The organism is Nostoc sp. C052 (assembly GCF_013393905.1).
Classification (GTDB): domain Bacteria; phylum Cyanobacteriota; class Cyanobacteriia; order Cyanobacteriales; family Nostocaceae; genus Nostoc.
In genome coordinates this window covers 4,124,568-4,137,684 of the sequence record NZ_CP040272.1, presented here as the reverse complement: position 1 = coordinate 4,137,684, position 13,117 = coordinate 4,124,568, and the positions used below count along the sequence as shown (strand labels likewise).

7 protein-coding genes are annotated in these 13,117 nt (G+C 42.1%); 5 read left to right on the top strand and 2 right to left on the bottom strand.

Annotated elements, in window-relative coordinates:
- The first annotated feature begins 950 nt into the window (after positions 1 to 950).
- Both FD723_RS16800 and FD723_RS16795 read left to right on the top strand, forming a co-directional pair.
- Positions 951 to 6,692: a PAS domain S-box protein gene (locus FD723_RS16800; RefSeq protein ID WP_179066340.1), complete on the top strand. Its 5,742-nt coding sequence runs from the start codon at positions 951 to 953 to the stop codon at positions 6,690 to 6,692.
- 12 nt (positions 6,693 to 6,704) lie between these two features.
- Positions 6,705 to 7,784 (top strand): hybrid sensor histidine kinase/response regulator, encoded by a 1,080-nt coding sequence (locus tag FD723_RS16795; RefSeq protein ID WP_179066339.1) that lies wholly within the window; start codon positions 6,705 to 6,707, stop codon positions 7,782 to 7,784.
- A gap of 124 nt (positions 7,785 to 7,908) precedes the next feature.
- Here the strand turns inward: FD723_RS16795 and FD723_RS16790 are convergent, their stop codons facing one another.
- Both FD723_RS16790 and thrS read right to left on the bottom strand, forming a co-directional pair.
- Positions 7,909 to 8,391 carry a hypothetical protein gene (locus FD723_RS16790; RefSeq protein ID WP_256874841.1) on the bottom strand — a complete coding sequence of 161 codons (483 nt, stop codon included), beginning with the start codon at positions 8,389 to 8,391 and terminating at the stop codon, positions 7,909 to 7,911.
- Between the two features lie 340 nt (positions 8,392 to 8,731).
- Positions 8,732 to 10,582, bottom strand: coding sequence for a threonine--tRNA ligase (gene thrS / locus FD723_RS16785; protein WP_179066338.1), 1,851 nt, complete (start codon positions 10,580 to 10,582; stop codon positions 8,732 to 8,734).
- 415 nt (positions 10,583 to 10,997) lie between these two features.
- Between thrS and FD723_RS16780 the strand changes: the two genes are divergently transcribed.
- From FD723_RS16780 to FD723_RS16770, 3 genes are all read left to right on the top strand, one after another.
- Complete coding sequence (locus FD723_RS16780) at positions 10,998 to 11,315, top strand: DUF2605 domain-containing protein (RefSeq protein WP_179066337.1); 318 nt, start codon at positions 10,998 to 11,000, stop codon at positions 11,313 to 11,315.
- A gap of 324 nt (positions 11,316 to 11,639) precedes the next feature.
- A complete protein-coding gene (locus FD723_RS16775) occupies positions 11,640 to 11,969 on the top strand; it encodes a DUF2973 domain-containing protein (protein WP_179066336.1) in 330 nt (109 codons plus the stop codon).
- Positions 11,970 to 12,198: 229 nt separating this feature from the next.
- The gene (locus FD723_RS16770; RefSeq protein WP_179066335.1) at positions 12,199 to 12,873 is read left to right on the top strand and encodes a DUF1877 family protein; all 675 of its coding nucleotides are present in this window, start codon (positions 12,199 to 12,201) and stop codon (positions 12,871 to 12,873) included.
- Positions 12,874 to 13,117 lie beyond the last annotated feature (244 nt).

Here is a 13,117-nt window from a genome sequence, read left to right as displayed (position 1 = left end):
ATTAAAGATACTAGTAACAAAAAAGAGTTAATAGGATTCCATTTGGATCTTACAGCTTTTTTTGAGACTGATTTATGCTGTAAGCGACGCTCTATACCTGCTAGTGACATGAGATTAAAACTCCTTTGAAATTAGAATTAATGTTGAAATTCCAAGACATTTAACTAGCTAAAAGCAAAATTTTTCTGGCAACTATATAAGATGTTTTGGAGCTTTTTTTGTTTGCACTACATTTAGTATTCAGGATTTAAACAAAAAAGTAATCGAGGAAAAACAGGAATTTTTTTTAGATTAAATTGAGAGTATTTACTAGAAGGGATATTTTGAATTTTGAGAAGAAATACTGAGACACTACTCTAGATCATCCGTAGAACTGAGGAGGTTTTATAGAAGAATGCTGGAGAACAAGCCAATGAAATCGACGATCTAAAACTTTAATGGCAATCTGTAGGTGCAGTCCAACCTAAACATTGCGCTAAAACAAAGGTTTTGACGCTGCTAGTCTGATTATTGAAAAATGAATTTTACTAGCAGCAAATTTACTGAAAGCTTTCAGAGAATTCTTAGGTATGATTACGAATTTTATTTATACTGAACACGGAGGCAAAAATTTTTCTGGGATTTGGCGATCGCATCATGCGAAAGGGCAATATAGAGATATCTCAGCATTTTGTCTATTCTGGATCTCAAAATAGGCGATGATTCCATCCCTTGAAAGGTAAGAGAGATAGCTACCCGCTGATTTCAGTAGTTATTGGTAAGCTGTTCCATATTTAAATTGCATAAGCTGGGCACTCATGTTGCCCACCCCACAAGAGTTATGTTTAATTCGATTATGCAAATTAGATGTTTTTTAGCTGATCAATTATTCGATTAATATCATGCTATTAGCATGATATTAATCGAGGTATAATTTTTTGGAAGCGCGATCGCGTTTGTATTTTTAGCTTATGAGTCATCCTTGTTGCCTCACGATCCTGCTGATTGATGATTGCGTTCAAGATCGGGAAGTATATTATCAATTCTTGCAGCAAGATAATCTGTATACTTATCGCATTTTGGAGTTTGAGACAGCAACGCCAGCACTGAAATGGTGTCAGCAGGAGATACCAGATGTGATTGTGCTGGATTTTGCGTTACCTGATGGGGATGGGCTGAAGTTTATTCAGCAATTTCGGGAATGCTATAGTCATACCCAAACTGCAATTATACTGACAGGACAAGGGGAGGAAATTATCGCTATCCGAGCGATGAAAAGCACTGTTCAAGATTATCTAGTTAAAGATAAACTCACGGCTGAAGTTCTTCAAGGCGCAATTCATCATGCCGTTGAACGGATGCATCTAATTCGACAATTAGAACAAAGTCAGGAACAACAACAACTGATTGCCGCGATCGCCTTACGGATTCGTCAGTCTCTTAAATTAGAAGAGATTCTGTGTACCATTGCCACAGAGATACGGCAGTTTTTGCAAACAGACCGAGTAGTGGTCTATCAATTTCAGCCAGATATGAGCGGTACAATTGTCGCGGAGTCAGTGCTTTCTGGTTGGACGGTGGCTATGGGAAGACAAATTCTGGACACCTGCTTTCAACAGGGAGCCGGAAGCGACTATCGCCAAGGGAAAAAACGAGCAATCGACGATATTTATCAGGCTGGTTTAACTAGTTGTCATTTGCAGCTTCTAGAACAATTTGAAGTCAAAGCCAATCTGGTAGTACCCATTTTAGTTAAAGAGCAATTATGGGGATTATTAATTGCTCACCAATGTACTGCATCTCGCCATTGGCAATCAGTAGAACTAGATTTGTTGGATCAACTGGCAGTGCAAATAGCGATCGCCATTCAGCAGGGAAGTGCATATCAGCAATTACAGGCAGAACTGGCAGAACGCCAACGGACAGAAGCAGCTTTAAAAGTCAGTGAAGAAAAGCTCAAGTTAACCCTGAATTTTGCTGGTATTGGCTATTGGGAGTGGAACCCAATCACCAATCAAATATTTGCTAGTGAAAATGCAATTCGCTGTTTTAGTTCCGATCTGAGTGATGAGAACTGGACTTATGAAAAATGGCTCAATCAGTTACATCCAGAGGATCGACAATGGGTTGAACAGGATCTAAGGCAGGCGATCGCCACACAAACCGATTACGCTGTGGAATACCGAGTTGTCTGGCAAGATAGCAGCATTCACTGGGTATCAGCAAAAGGACGGGGAGTTTACGACGCAACTGGACAACTGCTACGGATGTTGGGCGTGCTAATAGACATCACAGAACGCAAACTCTTAGAAGAAGAACGGCGACGCGCTCAAATATTGCAAATTGAATTACATCTTCTAGAGCAGATTCTCGAAGTAGTCCTAGCAGGTTACTGGGACTGGGATATTCCCAGCAATCAGCAGTATTGGAGCTTAACCTTCAAACAGATGTTTGGCTATGAAGATCGTGAATTGCCAAATACACCAGATAGCTGGCAAAGCCTGATTTTTCCAGAGGATTTACCAGGTGTTATGGAACTTTTTGAGCAACACGTCCAAAGTCGTGGACAAATTCCCTTTTACAATGAGGTGAGATATCGACACAAAGATGGTTCTACCGTTTGGGTAATTTGTTCCGGTCATGTCATTGCATGGGATCAAGATGGCAATCCTCTCCGCATGATTGGTTGCCATATTGACATTACAAAACTCAAACAAGTAGAAGCTGAATTATTAGCTATTACTAATTTGCAACAAGCTATTTTAGATGGTACTGACTATGCCATTATTTACAATAACTCAAATGGCATCCAAACCTTCAACGCAGCTGCTCAAAAAATGTTGGGCTACAAAGCCGATGAGGTCATTCAAAAAATAAACCCAGTTAGATTTCACGACTTGGAAGAACTCAACCAACGAGCAGCAGAACTCTCGTTGGAATTGGGTAGGGAAATTGCACCCGGTAGGGAATTTTTTACTATCGTCACTCAAAATGGAAGCACCTATGAAAATGAATGGACTTACATTCGTAAAGACGGCTCTTGCTTCCCTGTATTTCTGTCGGTGAAAATCCTCCAAGATTTGGAAGGAAACAATATTGGCTTCTTGGGTATTGCCAAAGATATTACCCAGCAAAAACAAATAGAGAAAGCCCTTCAAGACAGCGAACTTCGTTATGCACATCTAGCAGAAGCGGCTCCTGTAGCTATTTTCCGGCTGGATGTCTTTGGTAGCTGCATCTACGCCAACGATCGCTGGAGTGAGATGACTGGTAGACCAACACAGGCAGCATTGGGGATGGGTTGGATACAGGCTTTGCACCCAGAAGACAGCGAGCGTTTGGGGAGGGAATGGTCTCTAAAATTTGAGCAAGAACATGTTAACCCAAGGGAATTTTATCAGAGTGAAGGCAGGCATATACGTCCAGATGGCAGCATCAACTGGTTCTATGTGCAAGTGCTACCCGAAATCAACACCAACGACACGATTATCGGCTACATCGGTACATTGACAGACATTAGCGCTCGTAAACTTGCTGAAGAAAAACTGCATCACCTCTCCGAACGGCTCACCCTAGCCATTAGCTCTGGAGGATTCGGTATTTGGGAATATGATTTCGTCCAAGACAAGCAAATTTGGGACGATCGCATGTACGAACTGTATGGAGTGAGAAACACTAATTTTAACGGTTCTTTTGATGCTTGGTTCAACTGCCTGCACCCGGACGATCGCCCTTATCTACTGGAAATTATGGAGCAAGTTGTCCAAGGCAAAAAAGAATATAATGTTGAGTTCCGCATTGTCCAGCCAAGTGGAGAAATTCGTTTCCTCAAAGGTTACGGTATTTTCAAACGTACCCAACAGGGTGAACCTGTACGGATGATTGGGATTAACTATGATATCAGCGATCGCAAACAAGCCGAACAAGAACTCATCCACAATCAGGATTTGCGAGAAGCAATTTTTAACGAATCTGCTGATGCCATTTTTCTGGTCGATCCGCAAACGCTACTTACCTTAGATTGCAATCGGCGGGCGGTGGAACAGTTTGAGGCGGTTGATAAAACTGAATTGATTAATATTAATGGGCAAACACTTCAGCGATATCCATTCACTCCTAGCGAAACGGATGCGATCGTCATAGATATGCAGTCAAAAGGTGTCTGGAGCCGAGAGATTGAATATGTTACTCTTCAGGGGAAAATTTTCTGGGGAAACATTGCAGCTAAACTGATTACTGTTGCCGGACGTACCATGAACCTAGTACGGGTTACAGATATCAGCGAACGCAAACAGGCACAAGAGAGACTGGCGAAATATGCCCATGTCGTCGAAGATTTGTACAATAATGCCCCTTGTGGCTACCATTCCCTCGATAGCGAAGGCCGATTGCTCAAGATCAACGAGACTGAACTGCAATGGTTGGGTTATACCCGTGAGGAAATGATTGGCCAACCCCTGACGAATTTTCTCACCCCAGCCAGTCGCTTGTCCTTCGCACAAAACTATCCTCGCTTCAAAGAACAAGGCTGGGTAAAAGATTTGGAGTTTGACATCCTCTGCAAAGATGGCACGGTTTTGCCAGTGCTGATCAGCGCCACTGCCGTTATGGATGTAAATGGGAACTATTTATACAGCCGCACCACTCTATTTGATATCCGCGATCGCAAACAAATCGCGCAAGCACTGGAAGAATCACGCAAAATGCTGCAAACAGTACTGGATACATTTCCCCAACGTGTTTTCTGGAAAGACAGGCAATCGCGGTTTATCGGCTGCAATCCAGCATTTATCCGCCATTCTCAACTGACAGTCAATGAGATTATCGGCAAGACTGACTTTGAATTACCTTGGTCAAAATGGGCATATCTCTACTGTGCAGATGATGCAATGGTGATGAACACCAGAACACCGAAACTAGGCTATGAGGAGCCATTTGAAGGGTCTAACGGCGAACAACTCTGGCTGCGAACAAATAAAGTTCCTCTCACCAATAGTACAGGTGAGGTGATTGGCATACTGGTATCTCACGAAGATATCACAGAACGCAAACAAGCCGAAGCACAACTGCGGCAAACCAATGAGCAACTTGCTCACACCAATGTGGAACTTGCCCGCGCCACTCGCCTCAAAGACGAATTTCTCGCCAACATGAGCCATGAACTGCGAACACCCCTCAATGCTATTTTGGGGATGTCAGAGGGCTTACTAGAAAGTGTATTTGGTTCCATCAATGAAAAACAAGCAAAAGCGATCGCTACTATTGAGCGCAGTGGTAGACATTTACTAGAACTAATCAACGACATTCTAGACTTATCTAAAATCGAATCTGGCAAACTGGAACTGCAATTGAGTGATGTTTCTGTCAGAAGCGTTTGTGATACCAGCCTTGCCTTTATCAAGCAGATGGCTTTGAAAAAGCATATTCGTCTTAATACTCATATTTCTGAGAATATTGACACCATCCAAGTAGACGATCGCCGCCTGCGTCAGGTACTAATCAACCTGTTGAGCAATGCTGTCAAGTTCACGCCAGAAGGGGGTTCTGTAAAGCTAGAAGTCAGGGTGGAGGGAGCAGAGGGGCAGAGGGGCAGAGGGGCAGGGGGAGCAGGGGAAGTAAATTCTTCCTTGTGTTCCTCATCTTCCCCAAACCTGTGCTTTCATATCACTGACACCGGCATCGGTATTGCCGCAGAAGAAATCGGCAAGCTGTTTCAGCCCTTCATCCAGCTTGACAGCAGCCTCAACCGCCAGTACAGTGGCACTGGTCTAGGTTTAGCACTGGTACAACAGATTGTTACCCTACATGGAGGAACAGTTTCAGTTAGCAGTGAAGTTGGCAAGGGAAGTTGTTTTACTGTTCGCATTCCCTACTGTATTAGCGATAAGGTTCTAACCACGCAGGTAACTACTTTTTTGCCCAACTATAGCTTACCTGCTGAGAATGCTCAAGTTTTGATTATCGAAGATTCTGTTGCGGCGGCTGAACAAATTACTCGTTACTTCCGCGAAATGGGAATGCAGCCCATCATCTATCCCCAAGGTGAAGGAGCTATAGAAGAAGTACTTCGCGTTCAGCCTGCTTTGATCGTTATGGATCTACAATTGCCTAATCTATCAGGTTGGGATGTACTAAATCAACTCAAAGCCAACCCAAAAACCAAAGATATTCCAGCAATCATCATTTCAGTTGTGGATGAGCGTAGCAAAGGACTGGCTCAGGGAGCGTTTGAATACTTGGTCAAACCCATTACTCGCGCTCAACTTCAGGTAACTATAGAGAAACTCCATGCTTCTGCCCGTTTTGACTCGCCAAATCTAATTGTAGTGCCCGATGTGATCCTGGACACTCCTCTGATTTTGCTGACAGAAGATAATCAAGCAAATATTGATACTATGTCTGGCTATCTTGAAAGTCGAGGGTATCGTCTCATTTTGGCAAACAATGGACAACAAGCTATTGATCTTGTGAGAGTTCAACGCCCCGACTTAATTGTGATGGACATTCAAATGCCGGGAATGGATGGGTTGGAAGCAATGCGCTGCATCCGTAACGATCAGCAATTTCTGCATATTCCAATTATTGCACTGACGGCATTAGCTATGCCTGGCGATCGCGAAACTTGTTTAGCGGCTGGAGCAAACGAATATTTGACTAAACCCGTAAAACTTAAACAACTTGTAGCCACAATTCAACAACTTTTAGGAAGGTAATGGAAATTCTTAATGGATAGTCAACCCTCTATTTTAGTAATCGATGATGAACCCGATAACTTTGATGTTGTTGAAACCTTGCTGGATGGTGAAAACTACCAGCTATACTACGCTCCTAGTGGTCAACAAGCTCTAAATCGTCTCGATAGTTTTCAGCCCGATCTGATTTTATTAGATGTGATGATGCCCGATCTCGATGGGATGGAAGTCTGCCGGCGCATTAAAGCCGATCCAAAATGGCAAGCAGTACCGATCATCATGGTGACGGCATTAACCGATAAAGAAGATTTGGCTCGATGTCTGGCAACCGGTGCAGATGACTTTATTAGTAAACCCGTCAATGGCGTGGAATTACGAGCTAGAGTTCATTCTATGTTGCGGATTAAACAGCAATACGAAAGTATGCAGGTATTGCTCAAACTGCGAGAAGACATGGTAAACATGATTGTACACGATTTGCGAAATCCACTTACCAGTATTGTCTTAGGCGCAGAGATTCTGCGGTTTCCAGGTTTGTCACCTAAACAGCAGGAAGGAAAAATCGATCAAATTTTACTTGCCGGACAACAGCTACAATCGTTAATTGATAGCTTGCTGATCATGGCAAAGCTAGAATCTGGAAAAATGCTTCTCAACTACACAGAAGTAGACCTTTGTGCCCTGTGTATGTCAGCTATAGCAGATATTGAGGCGATCGCTGCTCAAAAGAACTTGACCCTTATTAGTGACTTACCCGAACTTGGTGGCATTGTTGCAGTAGATGCGGTTATCTTTCGTCGAGTACTGGATAATTTGCTCTCCAATGCCATTAAATTCTCCCCATCTAAGTCTCAAGTCACCCTACGGGCAGAGTATTTGGCAGCAGGAGGCGCTAAAGTGCAAGTCGCTGATTCTGGTTCGGGAGTAAGTCAAGACTTACGACAAATCATTTTTGAAAAGTATGAAATTGGAACTCTGATGCCAGAAGTTTCGCAAATTGGTTTAGGATTGGCCTTCTGTAAAATGGCGATCGAGGCACATTCCGGTAGAATTACTATCGAAGATAATCATCCTGATGGTAGTATATTTACTGTATTACTCAAAAATCAATAATTATTCTAAAGAAATGTAGGGGCAATTCATGCATTGCCCCTACGAAATATCATATTTTCAGTGTCTTTTTGCCTAAGCCCAGGTCATATAGAAAAGCTAAGGCTAAATAGATAAGGAATAGGGATTAACCACGACCCCAGTCGCGATCGCGTTCATAGCGACGGTTGTTGTCATCAATGTTGCGAAGGTTATTATCGCGGTCATAACGGCGATCGTTATTGCGGTCATATCGGCGATGATTATCGCGGTCATATCGGCGATGATTATCACGGTCATAGCGGCTATTATTATCACGGTCATAGCGGCGATTATCATCACGGTCATAACGGCGATGATTATCGCGGTCATAACGGCTATTATTATCGCGGTCATAACGGCGGTTATTGTCGTCACGAATGTTGCGAAGGTCGTTCTGGCGGTCATAGTCACCATTTCTGTAGTGACGACTATGACGTTCGTAGTTACTATCATCGTTGCGTTGATAGCCGTAGTTATCTAACTCAGCAAGATAAGATACTGGTGTCTTAGCATCAGCTTTTGGAGAAATAGCCAAGGCTGAAGCAGATGCTATCAAGCCGGCGAGCAAAATAGAGGTAAAGCGGTTCATGATGTGAGTCAAAAATTATTGACGGTAATTTATGCAAGTCCAGTCTGTTTAGGAAGAGCAGATTCCACAAGTCTTTAAATCTATCCTATCAGTCTTGAATAAATCAGAAAGTTTTCTTGGGTGCGGTGATTGAGAAAACTTTTGTTGTCTGTGATACTTTCTTACCTTCCAAATCCCATGAAAAGTTAAAATTAAAATGAGTATTTGAACTCCATTAATGAGCCTTTGATATTAAATGCCTTGCAATCGCACCTTTGCCAAAACCTACCAGCTAGCCAATAATCTAATCTACTAGACAAAACGCACACCAATATAATTAGTGTGCGTCTGCGGTTAGATTTTAGAAATTCTCGAACTTAGCGATCGCATCCTTCATCTTTTCTACAACCTCATCTACAGCTATAACTCCTAATTCCCCAGAGGCGCGGGTACGAATACTCAAGGTGTTGGTTTCCACTTCCTTAGCTCCCACCACAGCCATCACGGGTATTTTTTCTTTCTCTGCATTGCGAATTTGTTTACCCAAGCGATCGCCACTGGTATCGACTTCTGCACGGATGCCCAACGCTCTCATCTTCGCTACCACATCTTTCGCAAAGTCTAGCTGTGTATCACCCACCGGCAGTAATCTAGCTTGCACTGGCGCTAACCACAAAGGAAAATCACCTGCATATTCTTCAATTAAGATGCCAATCAACCTTTCCAGCGAACCAAAAGGCGCACGGTGAATCATCACAGGGCGTTTGCGAACACCATCTTCGGCAACATACTCCAACTCAAAGCGTTCTGGCAAATTGTAATCTACTTGTACAGTTCCTAATTGCCACTCCCGATCTAGGGCATCACTAAAGATAAAGTCAAGTTTCGGCCCATAAAAAGCCGCTTCTCCAATACCTTCAAAGTGTTCCATCCCCAAGGTTTCAACTGCACGGCGAATTGCCCCTTCAGCTTTGTCCCAAACTTCATCAGAACCGATGTACTTATCACTAGCAGGATCGCGGAAACTGAGTCTAGCTTTAAACTTCTTCAGTTGCAGACTATTGAACACCGACAAAATCAAATCCACCACACTGAGGAATTCACTATCTAGCTGTTCTGGGGTGACGAACAGGTGAGAATCATCCACTGTAAAACCGCGCACCCTTGTTAAACCGCCCAATTCCCCTGATTGTTCGTAGCGGTAAACAGTACCAAATTCCGCCAAGCGCATCGGTAATTCCCGATAAGAGCGTAACTCACTCTTATATATTTGGATGTGAAAAGGGCAGTTCATCGGCTTCATGACGAAGCCCTGTTCCTGTGCAGCATCTTCTTGATTATCTGCCATTAAAGGGAACATATCTTCTTTATATTTCTGCCAATGCCCAGAGGTTTTAAATAAATCTACTCTGGCAATGTGAGGCGTTACTACAGGTAAATAACCCCGTTTTATCTGTTCTTGCTTGAGGAAGTCTTCTAAAGTACTCCGCAATAGAGTGCCTTTGGGTGTCCACAAAGGTAAACCCGGCCCTACTAGATCGGAAAATATAAATAATCCCAGTTCCTTACCCAGTTTTCGGTGATCTCGTCGCAGCGCTTCTTCTTTGCGTCGCTTATATTCAGCGAGTTGTTCTGGGTTTTCCCAAGCGGTGGCATAGATGCGTTGTAGTTGGGCTTTAGTTTCATCCCCACGCCAATAAGCGCCAGCAACGCTTTCTAGTTCAATTGCTTTCGGGTTTAATTCACTGATATTTTCCAGATGAGGCCCCGCGCACAAATCCCACCATTCATTCCCCAGGTGGTAAATTGTGATTGGTTCGTTTTTGATATCTGCCAGAATTTCTAGCTTGTAAGGTTCCTTAATTTCCTGAATCCGGCGTTGGGCTTCTTCTCGGCTGACTTCTTCCCGAATTACTGGCAATTTACGATTAATAATCTTCGCCATTTCTTTCTTGATGGCTTTGAGATCGTTTTCGCTAAATGGTTCTGGATTGTCGAAGTCATAGTAAAAACCATTTTCAATCCAAGGGCCGATCGTAACTTGTGCCTTGGGAAACAGCTTTTGTACTGCCATTGCCATTACATGGGAAGCAGTGTGGCGAATCTTTTTTAAGTTCTCCGATTCGCTAGTGCGCGGTAAATAGATTTTTTCAACTTGTTCTGACTGTTGTGACTGATTTGATGAATTTGGCGACATTGGCTGCTGAACCATTGGCGAAGTGATTACAAAAGGTGATTTATCTGAATCTGTAGGCTTATTCAACTATAGCGACTTTGGTTTTTGGCAGTTCAGCTTTATCTTCTAACTACTGACTTAATTTGTGATCGGGGATAAAGATAAATTTTTGATTTGTTACCTGAGTGTCACAATTCAGGATTGCACGCGTAGGCGTAGCCCGTCGTAGACATCGCTAATTTATCTTAATGAATTGCAACTTGATGGCATATATACTTATAGATGCCTCTCCAAAGGCACTGTACAAACCAGATATCAAGACTATATAATAAAATCTGTGTTCTTTGTTACATATTTTTACATCTTAAAATTATGAGAAAAAGCCGAAAAGTGTTAAGAAACGTAAATAACGTTAATATTAGTAAGCAAGTTTGAAATATTCCTCTCATTTATGTCAGACTCAAATGTACCAGGGACAGAGTTGCTGAAAACGGTTTTAGAACCCCTGCTAGAAGATTTTCAGCATTGGTTTACGCGATCGCGCCATTTACTCGAAACTGAGCAACTATCATTTATGAGTCACCAAGAGCAATCTGACTTGCTCTTGCGGGTTAAGCAAGCGCAGGATGAACTAAATACGGCGAAGATGCTGTTTAATGCAACTGATAAACAAGTCGGGATTGAGATGGCAACATTAATGCCTTGGCATCAATTAGTAACAGAATGCTGGAATGTTGCAATGCGCTTTCGTCAAGGACGTGAAGTCTAAGCAGCACCTATGAGCATCTGCTAGATTTTGGCAGATTACTTACCAATATCTAATGACGAACCGAGAAAGCGTCTACATAAGACGGTAAATCAGTCGTCAAAGAGATAGTAAAAAAATCTTAACAATTTCTTAACATTATTTGGATTAACAAGATAATGTATACTATGCTACCGTAAGTAGAATAACGGTTGACAAATAGCTTCATATAGATGTAAGCGCGCAAAAAGTGCGTAAAATACTCGTCTTAACTGTGATTCACAGTATCGGCGAAACGAAGTGTTACAAAATAAAGTTTAAAAAATTCCTGTCCTGGAGGAAAATCTAATGTTACATCTCCTTTACATTCTTGCTTTTACAATCCTTGCATTTATAGCTGTTGGCAACTTAATTCGTAACTTGATTATGTTCAGTTTTGATCGGGAGCGAACTTACCCGACGAATTCCTCACCAATGAATAATCAAGGTAACTATGGTTATTATTCATCAAAGAAACAGTTTGTACCCCACCCAGAGTTATTAGATAGCGCCGGAAACTTAATAAAAGAGCCACTTTTGGTAATGCGTTCAATTAACGTTGAAGATGCGCGTCAACATCTCGATGCGCTTTATGAAGCATCCCCAGGACATAAAAGAGACAATTCAGAAGAAGTATAAAAGTAGAGACGTGATTAATCACGTCTGTTAGTAATTTGGGTGTAAATCATTATTGTGTTTACATCCTTATTTTTTTTACGATAAATTTATTAGCATCATAAAATTTGAGGCGATCGCATCGCTAGGCTGAAAAGTTAGTTTCTGGTACACACCATGATGTAGTCCTGAATTATAACTGTATAACATTTCATTTGAACAGAGATACGAAATATCCTGGAGCAGATAAGGTATGGGAATAGAGGGAAACTTCAAACAAATACCCGCACCTCTCTTAGAGATAGCGAAACAAGATTTGTATGTATTAGACTTGTATCTTCATGCAAAAGAAGCTTTAGAAACCGGAGCAGTTCAACATCTGCCTGCCTACTCAAAAAAACTACTTAAAAAAAAAGGAATTAATCATAACCAGGATGCTCTTATTGCTGAGGAGCAATGGAGAATTGGAAGACTAGAGATTGATTCATATTGGCACGCAATCCACTACTTGCTAACTGAGGATATATCTTCGTGGGAAGAATGTCAGATACCTTTTATTGTTGCCCGAAAAAAGGAAAACAACCGATTGCTAATCAATGCGGTGATGGGCACAACCTCAATTGAAGGAACAAAAGATAGTTTTAAAGATTTCGGCCCTGTAAAATATCTTGTTCCCTCAGAAACTCAGCAAATCTCTGAAGCGCTCCTTCAAATTTCAGAAAAAGAGTTTACTAAGAGATACGAAGAAGCTTGTGTGCTGAATCCAGATGTTTACAGAACATTATGGGATGAGGAAGTAGATGATTATTGGCATATATTTCAGTGTATTTCAGAGTACTACAGAATAGCTGCTGAAGAAACCAGAGGTATGCTGCTCTACCTCGGTTGTTTTTACGGAGTTGATTTCATGTGGGAAATGCCAGAGTAATGTTGCAGGCTAACAATTCGGTTGAAACGGATTGAAGCAAACCCCTGGAGTTGATGCAAAAGTTATCTGCGGCGGCTCAATTTTCACATTATGCCACCGAGCGATGTCTACGAGAGGCTACACCTACTCACCAATCATAAAATAGGGAGTAGGAAATTAATTCCCTACTCCCGACTCCCTTTCTAAGTACAATTCTCATTAATTCATAGCGAATTCTCTGCGTGTCTCTGCGTTTAAATTTCAA

Coding starts and splice junctions, on each gene's coding strand:
- FD723_RS16795 (WP_179066339.1), top strand. CDS start 6,705: ATGGATAGTCAACCCTCTATTTTAGTAATCGATGATGAACCCGATAAC.
- thrS (WP_179066338.1), bottom strand. CDS start 10,582: ATGGTTCAGCAGCCAATGTCGCCAAATTCATCAAATCAGTCACAACAG.
- FD723_RS16800 (WP_179066340.1), top strand. CDS start 951: ATGAGTCATCCTTGTTGCCTCACGATCCTGCTGATTGATGATTGCGTT.
- FD723_RS16780 (WP_179066337.1), top strand. CDS start 10,998: ATGTCAGACTCAAATGTACCAGGGACAGAGTTGCTGAAAACGGTTTTA.
- FD723_RS16770 (WP_179066335.1), top strand. CDS start 12,199: ATGGGAATAGAGGGAAACTTCAAACAAATACCCGCACCTCTCTTAGAG.
- FD723_RS16775 (WP_179066336.1), top strand. CDS start 11,640: ATGTTACATCTCCTTTACATTCTTGCTTTTACAATCCTTGCATTTATA.
- FD723_RS16790 (WP_256874841.1), bottom strand. CDS start 8,391: ATGAACCGCTTTACCTCTATTTTGCTCGCCGGCTTGATAGCATCTGCT.